General features: G+C 37.8%; 18 protein-coding genes. 10 read left to right on the forward strand and 8 right to left on the reverse strand.

The window, feature by feature from the left end:
• The first annotated feature begins 94 nt into the window (after positions 1-94).
• The 6 genes from BV214_RS00880 (at position 95) to BV214_RS00905 (ending at position 5,047) form a co-directional block, all read left to right on the forward strand.
• On the forward strand, positions 95-934 hold the full coding sequence (locus BV214_RS00880) for a class I SAM-dependent methyltransferase (protein ID WP_086475594.1): 840 nt from the start codon (positions 95-97) through the stop codon (positions 932-934).
• A gap of 278 nt (positions 935-1,212) precedes the next feature.
• Positions 1,213-1,719, forward strand: a complete 507-nt coding sequence (locus tag BV214_RS00885) for an OmpH family outer membrane protein (protein ID WP_086475994.1) — start codon at positions 1,213-1,215, stop codon at positions 1,717-1,719.
• Between the two features lie 192 nt (positions 1,720-1,911).
• Positions 1,912-2,637: a TIGR04282 family arsenosugar biosynthesis glycosyltransferase gene (locus tag BV214_RS00890; protein ID WP_086475595.1), complete on the forward strand. Its 726-nt coding sequence runs from the start codon at positions 1,912-1,914 to the stop codon at positions 2,635-2,637.
• Positions 2,638-2,758: 121 nt separating this feature from the next.
• Positions 2,759-3,094: an arsenosugar biosynthesis-associated peroxidase-like protein gene (locus BV214_RS00895; protein ID WP_086475596.1), complete on the forward strand. Its 336-nt coding sequence runs from the start codon at positions 2,759-2,761 to the stop codon at positions 3,092-3,094.
• A 75-nt stretch (positions 3,095-3,169) separates the two neighbouring features.
• On the forward strand, positions 3,170-4,225 hold the full coding sequence (gene arsS, locus BV214_RS00900; protein ID WP_086475597.1) for an arsenosugar biosynthesis radical SAM (seleno)protein ArsS: 1,056 nt from the start codon (positions 3,170-3,172) through the stop codon (positions 4,223-4,225).
• Positions 4,226-4,432: 207 nt separating this feature from the next.
• Entirely contained in the window at positions 4,433-5,047 is a 615-nt protein-coding gene (locus BV214_RS00905; protein ID WP_086475598.1) for a TetR/AcrR family transcriptional regulator, read from the forward strand.
• Here the strand turns inward: BV214_RS00905 and BV214_RS00910 are convergent.
• From BV214_RS00910 to BV214_RS00920, 3 genes are read right to left on the reverse strand one after another with little or no spacing between them, the layout of a single operon-like run.
• Positions 5,034-6,137: a glycosyltransferase family 9 protein gene (locus BV214_RS00910; protein ID WP_317045151.1), complete on the reverse strand. Its 1,104-nt coding sequence runs from the start codon at positions 6,135-6,137 to the stop codon at positions 5,034-5,036. The two genes, BV214_RS00905 and BV214_RS00910, sit on opposite strands and share 14 nt — an antisense overlap.
• Before the next feature lie 31 nt (positions 6,138-6,168).
• Positions 6,169-6,771, reverse strand: coding sequence for a DUF4254 domain-containing protein (locus BV214_RS00915; RefSeq protein ID WP_086475599.1), 603 nt, complete (start codon positions 6,769-6,771; stop codon positions 6,169-6,171).
• Between the two features lie 39 nt (positions 6,772-6,810).
• Positions 6,811-7,743 carry a DUF6427 family protein gene (locus tag BV214_RS00920; RefSeq protein ID WP_086475600.1) on the reverse strand — a complete coding sequence of 311 codons (933 nt, stop codon included), beginning with the start codon at positions 7,741-7,743 and terminating at the stop codon, positions 6,811-6,813.
• Between the two features lie 38 nt (positions 7,744-7,781).
• On the opposite strand from BV214_RS00920, the gene BV214_RS00925 reads away from it, so the two are divergent.
• Complete coding sequence (locus BV214_RS00925; RefSeq protein ID WP_086475601.1) at positions 7,782-8,003, forward strand: DUF6341 family protein; 222 nt, start codon at positions 7,782-7,784, stop codon at positions 8,001-8,003.
• Between the two features lie 62 nt (positions 8,004-8,065).
• Here the strand turns inward: BV214_RS00925 and BV214_RS00930 are convergent, their stop codons facing one another.
• The 3 genes from BV214_RS00930 to rnr all read right to left on the reverse strand — a co-directional run bounded on the left by BV214_RS00930 (position 8,066) and on the right by rnr (position 11,844).
• Positions 8,066-8,731, reverse strand: a complete 666-nt coding sequence (locus BV214_RS00930) for a LysE family translocator (protein ID WP_086475602.1) — start codon at positions 8,729-8,731, stop codon at positions 8,066-8,068.
• 96 nt (positions 8,732-8,827) lie between these two features.
• The gene (locus BV214_RS00935) at positions 8,828-9,511 is read right to left on the reverse strand and encodes a head GIN domain-containing protein (RefSeq protein ID WP_086475603.1); all 684 of its coding nucleotides are present in this window, start codon (positions 9,509-9,511) and stop codon (positions 8,828-8,830) included.
• Positions 9,512-9,654: 143 nt separating this feature from the next.
• Positions 9,655-11,844, reverse strand: coding sequence for a ribonuclease R (gene rnr, locus BV214_RS00940; protein WP_086475604.1), 2,190 nt, complete (start codon positions 11,842-11,844; stop codon positions 9,655-9,657).
• A 642-nt stretch (positions 11,845-12,486) separates the two neighbouring features.
• Here rnr and BV214_RS00945 point away from each other — a divergent pair.
• Positions 12,487-12,921 (forward strand): RpiB/LacA/LacB family sugar-phosphate isomerase, encoded by a 435-nt coding sequence (locus tag BV214_RS00945; RefSeq protein ID WP_086475605.1) that lies wholly within the window; start codon positions 12,487-12,489, stop codon positions 12,919-12,921.
• Between the two features lie 99 nt (positions 12,922-13,020).
• Entirely contained in the window at positions 13,021-13,461 is a 441-nt protein-coding gene (locus BV214_RS00950) for a GNAT family N-acetyltransferase (RefSeq protein WP_086475606.1), read from the forward strand.
• 86 nt (positions 13,462-13,547) lie between these two features.
• On the opposite strand, the gene BV214_RS00955 is transcribed toward BV214_RS00950, so the two are convergent.
• Positions 13,548-13,937, reverse strand: coding sequence for a hypothetical protein (locus tag BV214_RS00955; protein WP_223883383.1), 390 nt, complete (start codon positions 13,935-13,937; stop codon positions 13,548-13,550).
• Between the two features lie 368 nt (positions 13,938-14,305).
• On the opposite strand from BV214_RS00955, the gene BV214_RS00960 reads away from it, so the two are divergent.
• A complete protein-coding gene (locus tag BV214_RS00960; protein ID WP_086475607.1) occupies positions 14,306-15,502 on the forward strand; it encodes a C40 family peptidase in 1,197 nt (398 codons plus the stop codon).
• A 137-nt stretch (positions 15,503-15,639) separates the two neighbouring features.
• Here the strand turns inward: BV214_RS00960 and BV214_RS00965 are convergent, their stop codons facing one another.
• Positions 15,640-16,701 (reverse strand): Gfo/Idh/MocA family protein, encoded by a 1,062-nt coding sequence (locus BV214_RS00965; protein ID WP_086475608.1) that lies wholly within the window; start codon positions 16,699-16,701, stop codon positions 15,640-15,642.
• Positions 16,702-16,785: the final 84 nt, after the last annotated feature.

Raw genomic sequence — 16,785 nt, forward strand, 5'->3', positions numbered from 1 at the left:
CATTTCCAATTCCCTTTTAATTGTACGCTATATTTGTCTTTTTTATACATCCCATATACAGTATCTTCGTCCCAATTAAACCCCATTTAGGAAAATGACCCAGGAGGATATTTATTTAAAATGTAAAGACCATTCCGTAAGTGGAGAAAAATTTAGCTTGCTATACAATGCTAAATACGATATGCTGGTCACTAAACCACAACCCGAAAATTTAGCATCCTATTACCAAAGCGAGGAATATATTTCACATACCGATTCCAAAAAAACACTATTAGATAAAATCTATCAGGCCGTAAAAGTCGTTAATATACGCTCTAAAATTTCCCTGTTAAAACAATATTCAAAACCAGGATCCTCTCTTTTGGATGTGGGCGCTGGCACTGGGGATTTTTTATTGGCTGCTAAAAATAACGGTTTTGAAACACTAGGAGTAGAGCCCAATAAAACAGCTCGGACAAACGCAGCACAAAAAGGTATTCGCTTAGAAAAAGAATTAGAGGCTATTTCTGATTCCAAATTTGACACCATCAGCTTATGGCATGTTTTGGAACATTTACCAGAACTAGAGGAACAAATAAAAATACTCATTAAACTCCTTAGCGAAAAGGGTACCTTCATCATTGCAGTACCCAACTATAAATCCTACGATGCATCCTATTACAAAAATTATTGGGCAGCCTATGATGTACCAAGACACCTATGGCATTTTTCAAAAACAAGTATCGAGAAGCTTTTTGAACCACATGGGTATAAAGTTGTAAAAACCAAACCCATGCTTTTTGACGCCTTCTATGTTTCCCTTTTATCCGAAAAATACAAGACCAAAAAATCTTCCTTTATAAAAGCTATTTTTATAGGATTAAAATCAAATTTCCTAGGATGGCGAACCAAAGAGTATTCTTCCCATATTTATGTGCTAAAAAAAGACAAATAAGCTATTTAAAGCTATTACAGGCTGTTTTATACAAGTATCCAACCTCTTATATACCAATTTATTTAAATCTTCTTAAATCAAATTTAAATAGGGTTATTTTAATAGGTAATAACTATCTTAAATTAAAATATCATTGATTATCTTTATATTTAAAATAAGATGCTTTTGAAGATACACCTTTATCAAATAAAATTAAATATCAAAATGGGAATCGATTTAATATTTGACAAATAATAAAAAACCTTTACTATTTTTACATGAAATATAAAAACTGGAATATGAAAAAATTAGTATTGGCAGTAGTCTTTCTAACTGTACTTTCTTGCCAACAGGAAAAAATAGCTTATGTAGATAACGTAAAATTGATGAACGCCTATCAAGAAAAAACAGATATTGAAAATAGGTTTAAAACACGTTCCGATAAATTTAATAAAAAGAGAGATAGTATCTCCCAAGCTTTTCAAATAGAGGCACAAGCTTTTCAGACCAAGGCACAAAAACTATCCCAGCAAAAAGCACAAGAAGAATACAGTGCCCTGCAACAACGAAGTCAGTTTATTGGTCAGCAATTACAACAAGAAGAACAAGAACTACAAATGAAAGGCCAGACAGAAATGGACAGCCTGGTATCCAAGGTAAAAAAAGAAATAAAAGCCTATGGGGAATCTAATGGGTATGCCTACATCCTCAGTGGAGGGGATGGGGGAGCCGTGCTTTACGGAAAGGACGCTCATGATGTTACCGATGATATTGTAAAAATCTTGAATGATAAGTACGCACCATAGAAGCAAGTAACCATAAATTTAAAAAGCCTTGAAATTAGTTTTTCAAGGCTTTTTAAATTTATAACAACCTGATACTAAGAAAACATATTAATTAAATCCCTTATATACTGTAATGCAGTGCTCCACCGCCCGACCAACCTATTATGGGTATTTATTGTATGTTTACCTACCAATGTTATAAATTAAAAGATAATGCAACAAAAAACCGCCATTCTGGTTTTTGCAAATTCTGCCAAGGAGGAAATAAAACATAAGCCCGTCCCTGGGGGCGAAGCATTGTTCACAGGTTTAAACGAACATACCCTCCGCCAGGTAAAACAAACCAATTTACCTTACTTTCATATTACGGAAAAAGAACAGGAAGGAACCAATTTTGGAGAGCGATTTTTAAACGCCATTAAACAAGTAATGGCCAATGGATATCAACAGCTGATTACCATAGGAAACGATACGCCACAATTAACCACTTCCCTTATATTAAAAGCCCAGTCTTCTTTAAATACCAAGGAAATGGTGTTGGGCCCGTCCCATGACGGAGGTTTTTATCTAATGGGATTTAATACTGCTTTAATAAATAGTTTAGATCCGCAACAATTTAAAAAGCTACCCTGGCAAACCGCCCAATTAGCAACCTGCTTTTATCAATTACTTGGACTAAACAAACAGCAAACCACAGTATTACCCACCTTGTTGGATTTGGACCGTCTAAGGGATTTTCAAATTATCACACAACAACCTACCAACCTACCACCTAGATTAAAATCGATTTTACAATCCATATTTGGGCTAAAGCAGCAGCTTAGCTATGGTTCAACCAGTTTACCTAAAAAATACTTAACCGATACCTTCTACAACAAAGGATCGCCCAAATCCATGCACCTTAGTGCTTACTGCAAGCAATTTTCCTTAGGAACATAATAGCGTTATCCTAGGGGTAAAAAATCTAAAATTTTATTTAAACCAAAATCGAGCGTAACTTTCAAGGGAATTGTCCTTTGGATTTACCCTCACTAATCACTATTTAAAAAAATAAATTACCATGTCAGATTCATATTACGATCCAGCAGACTTACGAAAGTTTGGAAAAATTAGCGAATGGAGTGAAGAACTAGGAACCAAATTCTTTGATTACTATGGAAAGGTATTTGAAGAGGGTGCTTTGAGTGCCAGGGAAAAATCCTTGATTGCCCTTGCCGTATCCCATGTGGTAAAATGTCCTTATTGTATAGATGCCTATACCAAGGATGGTTTGGAGAAAGGAATAACCAAGGAAGAAATGATGGAGGCCGTTCATGTAGGTGCAGCCATAGAAGGAGGGGCAACCCTAGTTCACGGGGTACAAATGATGAAAAAATACAACAAATTGAGTATGTAATATACCCCCTTCCAAGCTATTAAAGAATGCCACATACTTTAATAGCCTGGCAAGGGAGTATTTGAAACAATCACGATGGTAACAAAATCATTAAAAGCAAGACAGGACGAGCTTGCAATGGGAAATAAACAATTGGAGATTCTCAATGGTGGTCTCTTTAAGGAAGGGGAAATCCCCTATTTTAAAGATAAACTGGCTCAAATAGACAAGCTTCCTTTGCGTCCCAAAAAATTGGAAATCCTTCAGATCAACGTTGGCTATATGTGCAACCAAGTTTGCGAGCACTGCCATGTGGATGCAGGTCCGGACCGTAAGGAAATTATGACCAAAGAAACCATGCAAGCCTGTTTAGAGGTCATAAAAAACACCGGAGCCCATACCTTAGACCTCACAGGAGGAGCACCTGAAATGAATCCAAATTTTAGATGGTTTGTGGAAGAGGCCTCCAATTTAGGGGTGAAGGACTTCATTGTCCGGTCTAACCTAACCATTATCCGTGCAAACAAAAAGTACCACGATCTCCCTCAATTCTTTAAGAAACACAATGTTCACGTGATTTCTTCCATGCCACATTATACCAGGGGTAAAACAGATAAGCAAAGAGGGGATGGGGTTTTTGATAAATCTATACAGGCATTGAAAGATTTGAATGCTGTAGGGTACGGAATGCCCAACAGTCCGCTTAGGCTCGATTTAGTGTATAATCCCTCCGGAGCATTTTTGCCCGGAGATCAAAAAGCTATGGAGCGCGACTTTAAAAAGGCGTTGAAGGCCGATTATGATATAGAATTCCACCAATTATTCGCCATCACCAATCTTCCTATAGCTCGTTTCTTAGACTATTTAATCGCCTCTGGAAACTATGAGGATTATATGTATTCCCTAGTGGAAGCCTATAACCCTGCCGCTGTTGAAAATGTAATGTGTACCAATACTATTTCGGTAAGCTGGGATGGTTGGTTGTACGATTGTGATTTTAATCAGATGTTGGGTTTAAAGGTTGCCAGTAAGGTGCAACACATTAAAGAGTATAATGAGACACTCCTTCAGAATAGGAATATTATTATTTCACAACATTGCTACGGCTGTACCGCAGGTGCAGGAAGTAGTTGTCAAGGTAGCGTTATATAAGACCATTTACCGATAGTTTAAATACATACCACCACATTATAGCCCTTACAGACTTACCGGTCTCTAAGGGCTTTATAATTGGCTCTATTAAGGCAATTAGTGCATTTCATCGAATTTAAATCCACTTTTAACATTCTAAAGTAAATAATTGGATCAATCTGGAGTTAGGGTAACAGACTTATTGGTCTGTAACGATAATACCGAATCATGAAACATCAAATAAAAAAACTTGCCACCATGAACAGCATCCAGACCACAGGCTTGGAACTGTTCTATCAGAATGGGTACTACAACACCAGTATAGACGATATCCTTAAAAAATTATCCTTGTCCAAAGGAGCGTTTTACTACCATTTTCAATCCAAGGAAGAATTTTTTATCACCATAGCCCAGACCAACCTCTTTAGAAAGGTTTACCATCAATTAATAGCGCCCTTAGAGGGAAAGGAAGATCCCTTGAATACCATCCTTAACTGCTTGGAAAATGATCTGAAGAGAGCCGAAGAAAATTTCTTGGATTACGGGTTTGTTCTAGGAAATTTTATTAATGAATTCAATGGGAAAAATCCGGAAATAATGAGCTATCTCCTAGATATCGTAACCGTATGGAAGGTAAACCTAGTGACTCTTTTGCAAAAGGGAAAAACAGATGGATATATTAGCAGACATGTAGATAGTGAGGGCCTGGCCACTTATTTAGTTTCTTCTTATATGGGAATCCGCACCTTAATGGTAGAAGGAAACAGTAAACAACTTAGATATCAATACATCCAACAGTTACGTCAATATTTTAAGACCATGGACCAACCTACCTCGGTATAGACGGTTGGTTTTCTAAAATTTCAAAGGCTTTTTTTAGGATGGAACTAGGGGCAATGGTTTTCATGGCATTCTCATAGCCCGGTGGGAACTTATTTCCATAAACAGAAGTTGGGATAAGGGGGAATTGTTCCCTATCTGCCACTATGGTATTCCCTTTTTGTGCAAATGGATAAAATCCGGCATAGGGATGGGTTACCCCCCAAATGGTAAGGGTAGGTACCCCAAACATGGCGGCCAAATGTGCATTGCCACTATCCATGGCAATCATAAGTTGTAGATTGGAAATAAGGCTTAATTCTTCCTTAAAAGGAATCTTTCCTACCATGTTAATACAATTCCTATACTTAGATTCCCAGCTTTCCAAGGCCAACTTTTCCTTCTCACCACCCCCAAAAAGTAGTATTTGGTAATTATCTGTCTCGTTTAATCCAGCTACCACCTCTTCCATAAGTTCCAAGGGATACATTTTCCCCTCAAATGCAGCAAAGGGTGCAATACCAATCCATGGTTTATCAACACCCTTCAATACTTTTTGCGTGTCTAACGCTATGGTTCTACTAGAAAGTAAACTAAGATTTTCCAAGGACAAGGGAAATCCGAGGGCCTCAAAAACATCGGCATAGCGCTGATGCGTTGTTTTTAAGGGAAGAAATTTTTTCTTTTTTAGGGAGGTAAGGGCTTTTTTCTCGGCCCTTCCCTTATCTATCTGTACAAAAGGGGTAGATCCCAAGCCAAAATAGGCCTTTAGGACGTTACTACGCAACACATTGTGCAAATCTGCTACTAGGTCTATATCCAAGTCTTTTAACTCCTTATAGAGCTTCCAAAGACCTAAAACACCCTTGTGTTTTCCCTTTACATCGACTTCCTTTACTACCAGCCTAGGGAGACCTTCAAAAAGAGGTCTTAAAAATCCTTTTGTTAATACGGTGATGCGGACGTAGGGATGTTGTTGGAGTAGGGCGGAAAGGACCGGTACGGTCATGGCCACATCGCCCATGGCAGATAGCCTAATCACCAATAGGTGTACATCGTGCTGATCCTTTCCGTTACCTAAATTCACTTCTCCGTTTCCGATTTCCGTTTCCATAAGAATTTCTTATAGGGAACTAGGCAGGGCCTTAGTTCTTTTTGCGTAGTACCGGATTTAATTCGTCATCATTGTACATTTTCATCTGCTTGTACACCTTCATATATTTGTTCCCGGCTTCAATATCGGCCAACAGCTGGTCAATGGCAGTAGATAGATCCTTTCGCTGTTCTAATAAAATATTGAGTTTAGCCTGACATTTTTCTATATGCTCCGCGGAAGCGTCGGTCCTGTTCACCTCTTCCTGCATATGGTATATTTTTAGTGCCAAAATAGAGAGTCTATCTATGGCCCAAGCCGGACTTTCTGTATTTATAGTAGCGTCTTCCTTTATGGATACCGCTTCATATTTCTTTAAAAAATAACTATCTATATACTCCACCAAGTCTGTACGGTCCTGGTTACTGGCATCAATTTTCCTTTTCAGTTTCAAGGCTGCCACCGGATCAATTTGGGGATCCCTTATGATATCTTCATAATGCCATTGTACGGTATCTATCCAGTTTTTCCTATATAAGAGATGCGCAATATCGTCCTTGGGATAGGGGTTGGAAAAATCTTGGTCTACCCGGTCCTCCACATGATACTTTTCAATGCTTTCATTAAATATTTTAAAGGCAAAATCACTAAACATGGTATTCTATTTTAAGGACAAATATACCTTTAATTTTACTTAAAAGATGCGTGCCAACAGAACAATAAAAGGAAGAATGATGGTGGTAATAAGTACCAATTCCCTTATTCTTTCCTTTTTAATGGTCTCTACATAGGTAGTCATAAAAATTACCGCAGGAAAAAATGTAATTATTATAGGGTAATTATCGGAAGAAGATTTAAAGAAAGTGATTAGCAGGCCAACCAGAAATATGTAGAGTACCAATCGCATTCTCATTAACCACCCCAATCCTACCTTACCTAACCTCATATATCCCATAAAACCACTTAACAATATCACCAACACATAGAGAAGAAAGAAGGCAACTGTTTCATAATCCCCAAAATAAGAAGCATTAAAGGACACCTGAAATTTATAGTGATCTAACAGATAATCGGGGTTTCCCAAGACCACCAATACGGCCATACCAATAAGCAGCATAGCAATGATAGCTACAAAAGGGATAAGCCAATTTCGTATATTTTTGGAATGATAGAGATTTATGGCCACAAAAACCAGTATGAGATAGAGTAGGGCCCAATCGTAGAAAAGACTAGCGATCAAAATCCACATACTAGCATCAAAAATCTTGTGTTTTACATTTCTATAAGAGCGTAGACTCAAGATTCTACGTACTGCCAATAAAATAAAAAAACTGCAGAAAATAGCATTAACATCTAACAGCACACTTGGAAAAAACACTATTAAGAGGGTATAAAACAACATCCCCATGGAATTGGATCCGGTAATCTTATTCTTGTTTGCTATAAAATTTACGAGGAATAAACTAAACAAAATGCACCCCAGTATTACCGACTGTCCCGCTAGTTGTTCTAAGTTATAGGTCCTTTGGAACATGATTAAATGCACAAACCAATAGAAACCAAAAAGAAACCCTATAAGCAGTATGTAATTAATTGGCTTTGTTTTCCCAAAAATGCTTGAAATCATTCCAGTTTTTTATATTTTTGTAGGTAAATATAATTAAGATGAATACATTATTTCGCGGTATTGAGGATTTATTTGTAAACGTGCTTTTTGCACCGCTTGACGCCTTACGTGCCATGGAAAGTTGGTGGGCAGCCAATACGTTGAACTGGATTTTTATGATAATCTGTTTTGCCGCCTTCGTTTATTGGATGATGGAATTAAAAAAATATAACGATAGGGGAGAAGAAAACAAGGATATTACGGCACACGACTACCTTTAAAATATCGCTAAAAAACCAAACCTCAAGGAATTAAAAAAAAGATTGCAATTGCAATCTTTTTTTTATTCCCTTATAAGTTCTATTCCCTGTTCTATATTTAGTTTGTCTTTGGGTAGAAAGCCTTTAACGATAAGGACCAGTCCACAAAGAATTAGGATAATACCCAGCGCTTTTTTCACCAAATAAATTCTTCTTTTAGTCAGTTTTCTTCTCAATTGCTTGGCCAGAAGGATCTTAAATATATCCGTAACGAATAAGGCTCCTATCATGGCCCCGAAAAAAGTCCAGATTCTTTTAGGTTCATTGTCCAAACTAGGGCCCACCACAATTATAATCCCCAACCAAAATACCAAAACACCGATATTGATGAAATTCAATAAAAATCCTTTAACAAAGAGACTTAAATAATCTCCTTTGGTCACCCTAATTTTTTCTGGGGTGTGTTTGGCTTCCTTCTTTAAAACATTGGTAAGTCCGTAAACCAATAAAATAACGCCTCCAAATACATATAGCCCGGGTTGATTGCTTAAATTTTCCAACAATTGAAAACTACTGAAATAGGCGACGATTATAAAAATAATATCGGCTATTATAACCCCTAAATCAAAACAGAGCGCAGCCCTAAATCCTTTAATAGCACTGGTTTCCAATAGTACAAAAAAAACAGGGCCTATCATAAAGCTTAATAAGAAGCCTAATGGTATTGCCGCCTGTATATCTTCAATCATATTATTTAATTAACAACCTGGGAAATAGTACCCCGGTAATAGGGTTTAGTAGTTCACTTTAATTTTATTATGCTGGTAAGCTTTCTTCCGGATCCGTTACATTCGGATGATTTTCCCTCCAAATATCGTTGTTTTATCCATTTTTTTAGGGTTTCCATACACCAATACTTCACCACCTGCCTTTACGTTGGCGTCTACATGATCCGTTGCATGTATGACTGCCCTGGATCCGGCATTTACACTTACGGTACTTACTTTGGTTTTACAGTCTTTCCCATTGTAACTCCCCCCGGTATTAATATAGATCTCTTGGGTATGAGCACTGCCACTGGTGGTAATTTTACCGCCCATTATACTCTTTACATGCAACATTTCTACCGCTGTATGAATCACTAGCTCCCCTCCCTCTTGGGCCTTGAGGGTAAGCACCGCCTGTGCTATAGATTCATTGGAGGTAATCTTTGCATCCTCATTGGTATCTATCACCATTATCTGATCGGTATAATACAAATCCACAAAGGTTCTATACCCACTAAACAGTTTAGTTATATTCATACGGATCTTAAGAACCCCGTCTTTGTTTACAAAAGCAACGTCCTTAGTATTTGCTCCGGTAACCACGGCCCGGTTCACATCAGATTTAATAAGGTTTACAGACAGCCCATCATAAGCCTTTACCTCCTGAAAAGGCTTTAGCTCCTGTATAAATTTTTCGTTCTGCGCCTTAACCGATAGTACTCCGATTAATAGGCACAGCAGTATGGAAATTTTTTGTTTCATTCGCTTAAAGTTATCGTTCTTAGGACTTGGGAATTCCAAGTAATTACTCCAAATGGCAAAACTTAAATCCTCCTTTTCTTAGGCTTTCCTTACTGGACAGCTTAAAAAGGAGGTTAAAACAAACTATTTCTTAACACCACTATTTAGGCTTTCTTGCCCAAGAGGGAGAAATCTAAATGACGTTTCACCAGGTCGGTACTTTTTACCATAACCACTACTTCGTCTCCTAATTGATACGTTTTGTTGGTTTTTTGACCCACAATTGCGTAGTCTTTCTCGTCAAATGTATAATAATCGTCCTTAATATCCCTAATACGGACCATCCCTTCACATTTATTTTCAATAATCTCTACATATAGCCCCCATTCGGTGACCCCAGAAATTACTCCTACAAACTCACGATCCTTATGGTCTTCCATAAATTTAATCTGCATGTATTTTATAGAATCCCTTTCTGCATTGGCCGCCAAAGACTCCATATTGGAGGAGTGCTTACACTTTTCCTCGTAAACATCTGCCTTTGCAGAGGCGCCCTTATCCAAATAGTGCTGTAATAATCTGTGTACCATTACATCCGGGTACCGTCTAATGGGAGAGGTAAAATGGGTATAGTAATCAAATGCCAAACCGTAGTGCCCAATATTATCTACCGTATAAATGGCCTTGCTCATACTTCGGATGGCCAAGGTATCTACCAGGTTCTGCTCTTTTTTTCCCTTTACATCTTCTAAAAGCTGATTTAGGGAATTGCTAATGGACTTTTTATCCTTAAAGTTTAGTTTGTGTCCAAAACGGGAAATAATACCATTTAAGGCCATTAATTTTTCTTCATCCGGTTCGGCGTGTACACGATATACAAAAGTTTTTTCTGGCTTTTGCTTTCCTATAAATTGGGCTACCCTTCTATTGGCCAGCAGCATAAATTCTTCAATCAATTTATTGGCATCCTTGGACTCTTTAAAATAGACGCCTTGTGGCTCGTTATTCTCATCCAGGTTAAAGCGTACTTCTACCTTATCAAAGGAAATAGCGCCTTCCCTCATCCTTTCAGATCGCATTATTTTAGCCAATCTGTCCATGGTTAGGGTAGCATTAACGATCTCCTCATCTACCTGATAAGCCTTATCCCTAATGGATACCTCCTTACTGATATTTCCTTTCTTGGTTTCTATAATATGCTGTGCTTCCTCATAGGAAAATCGTTCGTTAGATTCCGTTACGGTACGCCCAAACCATTCCTTTTTGATGCGTGCCTTATCATCCAACTCAAACACTGCAGAAAAAGTATACTTTTCCTCGTTGGGCCTTAGGGAACAAGCATTGTTAGACAATACTTCGGGTAACATGGGAACCACCCTATCTACTAAATATACGGACGTAGCCCTGTTATAGGCCTCCTCATCCAGAATAGTATCTGGCGTTAGGTAGTGGGACACATCGGCAATATGGATCCCAATTTCATAATTTCCATTTTCTAGAACGGAAAAGGAAAGTGCGTCATCAAAATCCTTGGCATCCTTTGGATCTATTGTAAAAGTAAGGCTATTACGCATATCCCTTCTTTTCTCAATTTCTTCCTGTTTTATGGACGTGTCCAAGGTATTGGCAAACATTTCTACCTCTGCCGGAAACTCGTGCGGCAGGCCATACTCGGCCAAAATGGAATGAATTTCCGTATCGTGCTCTCCCGGCTTACCCAACACCTGCACAATCTTCCCAAAGGGAGAATCGGCATTGTCTGGCCATTCCTTTAATTCTACAATTACCTTATCCCCATCCTGGGCGGTGGATAATTTATCCTTGGGAATAAAGATATCTGTATACATTCTATAATCTGTGGGACGCACAAAGGCAAAATCTTTTTGCATATCCACAATTCCCACAAAATTATCTTTAAAACGGGACACCACTTTTGTAATCTCCCCTTCTAGCTTTTTTCCCTTTCTTTTAGGAAAAATATATACCTCTACTTCATCTTTGTGGAAGGCTTTTTTAAGCTTATTGAAGGGTACAAAAACATCGTCTTCCATTCCCTCTACCACAATATACGCATTCCCTCTTCCGGTAATATCCACTCTTCCAGTATGGTACGTTTTGGTACTAGCAATGGCCTTATAATTGCCCCTGCCCTCTTCCAAAATTCTTTTCTTCTCTTTTAATTCGGTCAATCGCTTTATAAGCAGATTTCTAGCGTTGGCATCTGTAATACCAATCTTAGCAGCTATTTGTTTATAGTTAAAGGTTTTCTTTGGTTCCTTTTCTAGAACCGTAAATATCCCTTTAGTTATTTCGTTTTTTAAATGATTCTTGCTCTTTTTTTTCTTCTTTGACATTAAGCGTTTAATTTTTGGAAAATTACGAATTTATATCCATTGTCTTTCTATTCTCTTTTAGAAGTTAATCTTTGTTGTTATCAACATATACTATATATACATCTTTCTTTTTTCTAAAATTTTTAAAAAAAATGATTGTTATTATTGTCTGTTGATAGGGGGAATAATTTTATGCTTTTATACTTGCTTTGAGTAGCATTGGAAGTTTATTGACAACTTATTGACTAGTAATTACAATAATTATCAAGGGATTGACAAGGTTATCAACAGTTATTGATAACTCCTTTGAACATAAAATTAGTGATAAGTAAAATTAATTTTACTGTTAATTACTTCGGATATGTGTTTAATATCTTTTGATGAAATTTGAAAAGTAAATTATTAATCTTCCCGAAACTTTTGTAAGGCAACTTTAAAACGGATATTAAAAATTTAATAGTAAGATTTTGTCGGCTGTTTATCAACAATTAACAAGTATTACTAAACCGTTAAATAACAACTGATTCCGTTTTTTTAGAAAATTATGTTGTTAATAAGGTGTAATATGTGGTGAAACCACTGGTATTTGTACATTTGTACTCTTCAATATAGTTGAAAATGAACGTTTTTATAATACTATAATCATAACCTAACTTTAAAAAGATGAAAATAGCCGTTGGAAATGATCACGCGGGAACCGAATATAAACTAGCTATTGTTGGCTACTTAAGATCCCTAGGTGTAGAAGTTGTTAATTATGGTACGGATGGGATAGAAAGTGTGGACTATGCAGATTTTATTCATCCTGTAGCTAGTGATGTTGATAAGGGCAAGGTTGATTTAGGAATAATAATCTGCGGTAGCGGGAACGGCGCTGCAATGACGGCCAATAAATATGAAAATATTAGGGCTGCCCTATGTTGGACAACCGAAATAGTAAAATTAGCTAGGGAACATAACAATGCCAATATTCTTAGCTTACCAGCAAGATATATTTCCTTACCTCAAGCTTTAGATATGGTAAAAACATTCCTAGATACTTCCTTTGAGGGGGGGCGCCATGAAGACCGAATAAAAAAAATACCCCATTGTATATAAAAAATGGTTGGTTATTGGAATCATAGGGTCCCATTCTTTAAATAATGCCAACTCCAAGCAGGATCATACCGTAGATTGTAGACTAAGATTCCTTTATATATGATTATCCAAATAAAAACTTTTAACCAATTAGAAACACAGGAATTATATGAGGTGTTGCAATTGCGATCCGAAATTTTTGTGGTGGAACAGGATTGTGTGTATCAGGATATAGATGGGAAGGATGAAGAGGCTACTCATTTAATGGGTAGAAAGAAAGATAAACTAGTGGGCTACACCCGAATTTTTGGTCCAGGACAATTATTTGAGGAAGCTAGTATTGGGAGGGTTATGGTGAAAAAAGGAGAACGTACGCACGGATATGGCAAGGAAATTATGGAGGCTTCCATAGAATTTATACGGAATAGTTTTGGGGATGTTCCCATTCGCATTTCTGCACAGACGTATTTGCTTAAATTCTATACCTCACTAGGCTTTGTAGCTCAGGGATCCGAATATTTGGAAGATGGTATTCCGCATATAGGGATGATAAGGAGATAAAGGATTATAATAAATAACACCTATATTATAAACAGAAAAACACCATATTAGCGGTGTTTTTTTTGTTTACAATATTATGAATCGGTTTAAATTCTGATAGGTGTTTTATCGGTTAGATTGATGTCTTCCAACATATTATCCGTGAATTTGTAATGCCCCTTTGTAGTGATAATTTTAAATCTATTGGATCTCATCCGGCTTAAGGTATCCAAGAAAAGCCATTTCGATTTAAGCATTAAGGGTCTTTCAGATTTCAAACTGATTTCAAAATAATATTTCCTTCCATTTTTTAAAGCCACTATATTGGGGGTAATTTTAGTATCGCTACCTTTTTTTAGAAAGGATTTTGGGCGATCATACCCTTCAATATCCGCTTTAATATTTTCAAATCCATGTGCTTCGAGATGGCTAACTGATTTTTTTATGAAGGCCTCATTTTCAGAATTTTGCATCTCGGAATTTTCAATCTTTGTCATAACGGAAAAATAATAATAAATCTTGTATATTACAAAATTTGAGGGTTCTTCTATAGGGAATTAGTACATTTTTAACAAAATTCACCTCATGTTGTTAAATTAAAGGCGCTGGTATAGTGTAGCCCAACTTTTTTGCTACTACCCTATACAAACAGTTTACATAAATAGGTTTTCCATTTAATCTTTTGGACGTATAATTTTTGGTCATCCTGGAGGATAGACCCCCTTGGGAGCAATTCTTTTTAATGAATAAATTTTTATAGATTTAGAGGTTTAATTTAAATGATATAAAAATTGGGGACGGTCCTTAAGTAAAACTAGGTAAGCTACTTGTTTTTTTATAGGGTCCCTATCTTAAAAAAAACATTATGCAACGGTATTGGAATGGATTTTTAGTTGTAATGGGGATGGTATTGGTAACTTCTTGTCTAAGTGGTAACAAGGAGGAAAACGCCGATCTAAAACATATAGTAGAGGAAATTAGACAGGAATATGCTCCGGATAAACGAGTAGCACTTTTAGAGGTAGAACTGTTGGCTACCGGCGGTAAAACGGTGCTTAGGGGCCAGAGCAACCTACCAGATGCCATCAGTGCCCTTAAGGAAAGGTTGAATGAAAAAAATATAGCTTATACGGATAGTATAGCGTTGCTGCCTGCTGCCAACTTGGAAGGGAAAATTCATGGTCTTGTACAAATATCTGTGGCCAATTTACGCGGAAAGCCTTCCCATTCGTCCGAATTGGTTACCCAGGCGATATTGGGAACCCCTGTGAAAATTCTTAAGGAAAAAAATAACTGGTATCTCATACAAACCCCAGATCGCTATTTATCCTGGGTAGACGCGGGAGGAATTACACGCTTGGAGGAAGTCGATTTCCTAACATGGAAAAGTACGGACAAGGTGATCTTTACCAATACCATGGGGCAGGCTTTCGCCGCTCCAGATAAAAACGCTGCTGTGGTCTCGGATATGGTGGCCGGAGGAATTTTGGAATGGTTGGGCGAGGAAAAAAACTATAATAAGGTGCGTTTTCCGGATGGGAGAACAGCTTACATCCTTAAAAGCGAGTCCCAGGATTACGAAGCTTGGTTAGCAGCCTTAGACCCCTCTCAGGAATCCTTGGTACATACTTCCAAAACCCTCATGGGGGTACCCTACCTTTGGGGTGGAACCAGTACTAAAGGAGTGGATTGTAGCGGGTTTACCAAAACCATATATTTTCTAAACGGTATTGTATTGCCTAGGGATGCTTCCCAGCAGATACATACGGGTAAGAAGGTAGACGAAGAGAAAAACTTTGACGAGCTGCTACCAGGGGATCTGTTGTTTTTTGGAACACCCGCCACCGAAACTTCAAAAGAACGGGTGGTTCATGTGGGGATGTGGATTGGGAATAACGAGTTTATACATTCTGCTGGAAGGGTACATATTAGCAGTGTAGATAAAACGGCGGATAATTTTGATGAATATAACCTCAACCGTTATTTACGCGCTAACAGATATCTTAAAGAGCCCACTGATGGCTTAATAGAATTGACTAAAACGCCCCTTTTTAAGGATTAAAGGAGTAGCGATAATAAATAGGCCCCATTACATTACTGATATAATGAAGGTAATGGGGCTTTTTTATGTTTAATAATCAGCGGAATATAAACTTCCCTTCTCTAAGGAAAGCTCGCTAATTTATAGGATCCTTTATTCTATAGAAGTACGGTTTTCCCAGTGCGCACCGATTCGTCTGCTGCCAGCACAATTTTTAGGCTGTTTACCGCATCGTTCAAATGATCGGAAAGGTCTAGATCCTCCTTAATGGCTTTTAATAAATAGGCCTGCTCTAACAAACATAAGCCATCGTGATCTGGTTCATCTTCGGTGGGGATAAGTTGATCCTTTTTTGTGAACTTCCCGGCCTCGTCCAGTTCGCTATAATGCAATTTTAAACTATTGGTCTTGGTATGGCCATCTATGTCCTGGGATTCGGCTTTCTCCTGGTCCATAATAGATACTGCCCCTTTGGGACCAATTACATCTTTTATAAAAACGGCGGTTTCACTCATCATGGGGCCCCATCCGGCTTCGTACCAGCCAACAGAACCGTCTTGGAACCTAACCTGTAGTTGACCGTAATTGTACATCTCGGAATCTATTTCCTCTGTTAAACGGGCTCCTATGGCGCTTACGCTAATGGGTTGGGATTGGGTCATTAAACACATGATATCTACATAATGTACCCCACAATCTACTATGGGCGACATAGAGTTCATCAGTTGTTTATGGGTATACCAATGTGTACCGGAACTTTGCTGGTTTAGGTTCATCCTCATCACCAAGGGTTTTCCTAAATCTCGCGCTACTTCTACAAACTTGGTCCAGGAAGGATGTACTCGTAGTATATAACCCACCACCATTTTTTTATTTTTTTCCTTGGCTAAATCTACCAGTTCCTGTGCCTCTTCTACGGTTAGTGCCAGGGGTTTTTCTACAAACACATGGGCATTTGCCTCCAAACTCATTTTTGCATATGGCGCATGGGTATCTGGGTAGGTATTAATAGATACCACATCTGGTTTGGTTTCTTGTAACGCATTTCCAAAATCGGAAAAAGTAGGTAAGCCGCCCAATTCCTTGGATAATTTTTCCCTGCTTTCCGGACTTCTGCTCACCAATCCCACAATTTCAAATCCATCTAATTTATGATAGGCCCTAGCATGGGATATCCCCATATTACCACAGCCCACTACTAGTGTTTTTAAGGTTTTCATGTTTTAGTTTTAGTCTCTACATTATATAATATGCAAAGTAAGAAATGTTGGTCTAAATTGGAAAGTTTCATCCTTTGGGAATAT

Source organism: Arenibacter amylolyticus (assembly GCF_002150785.1).
Taxonomy (GTDB): Bacteria; Bacteroidota; Bacteroidia; order Flavobacteriales; family Flavobacteriaceae; genus Arenibacter; species Arenibacter amylolyticus.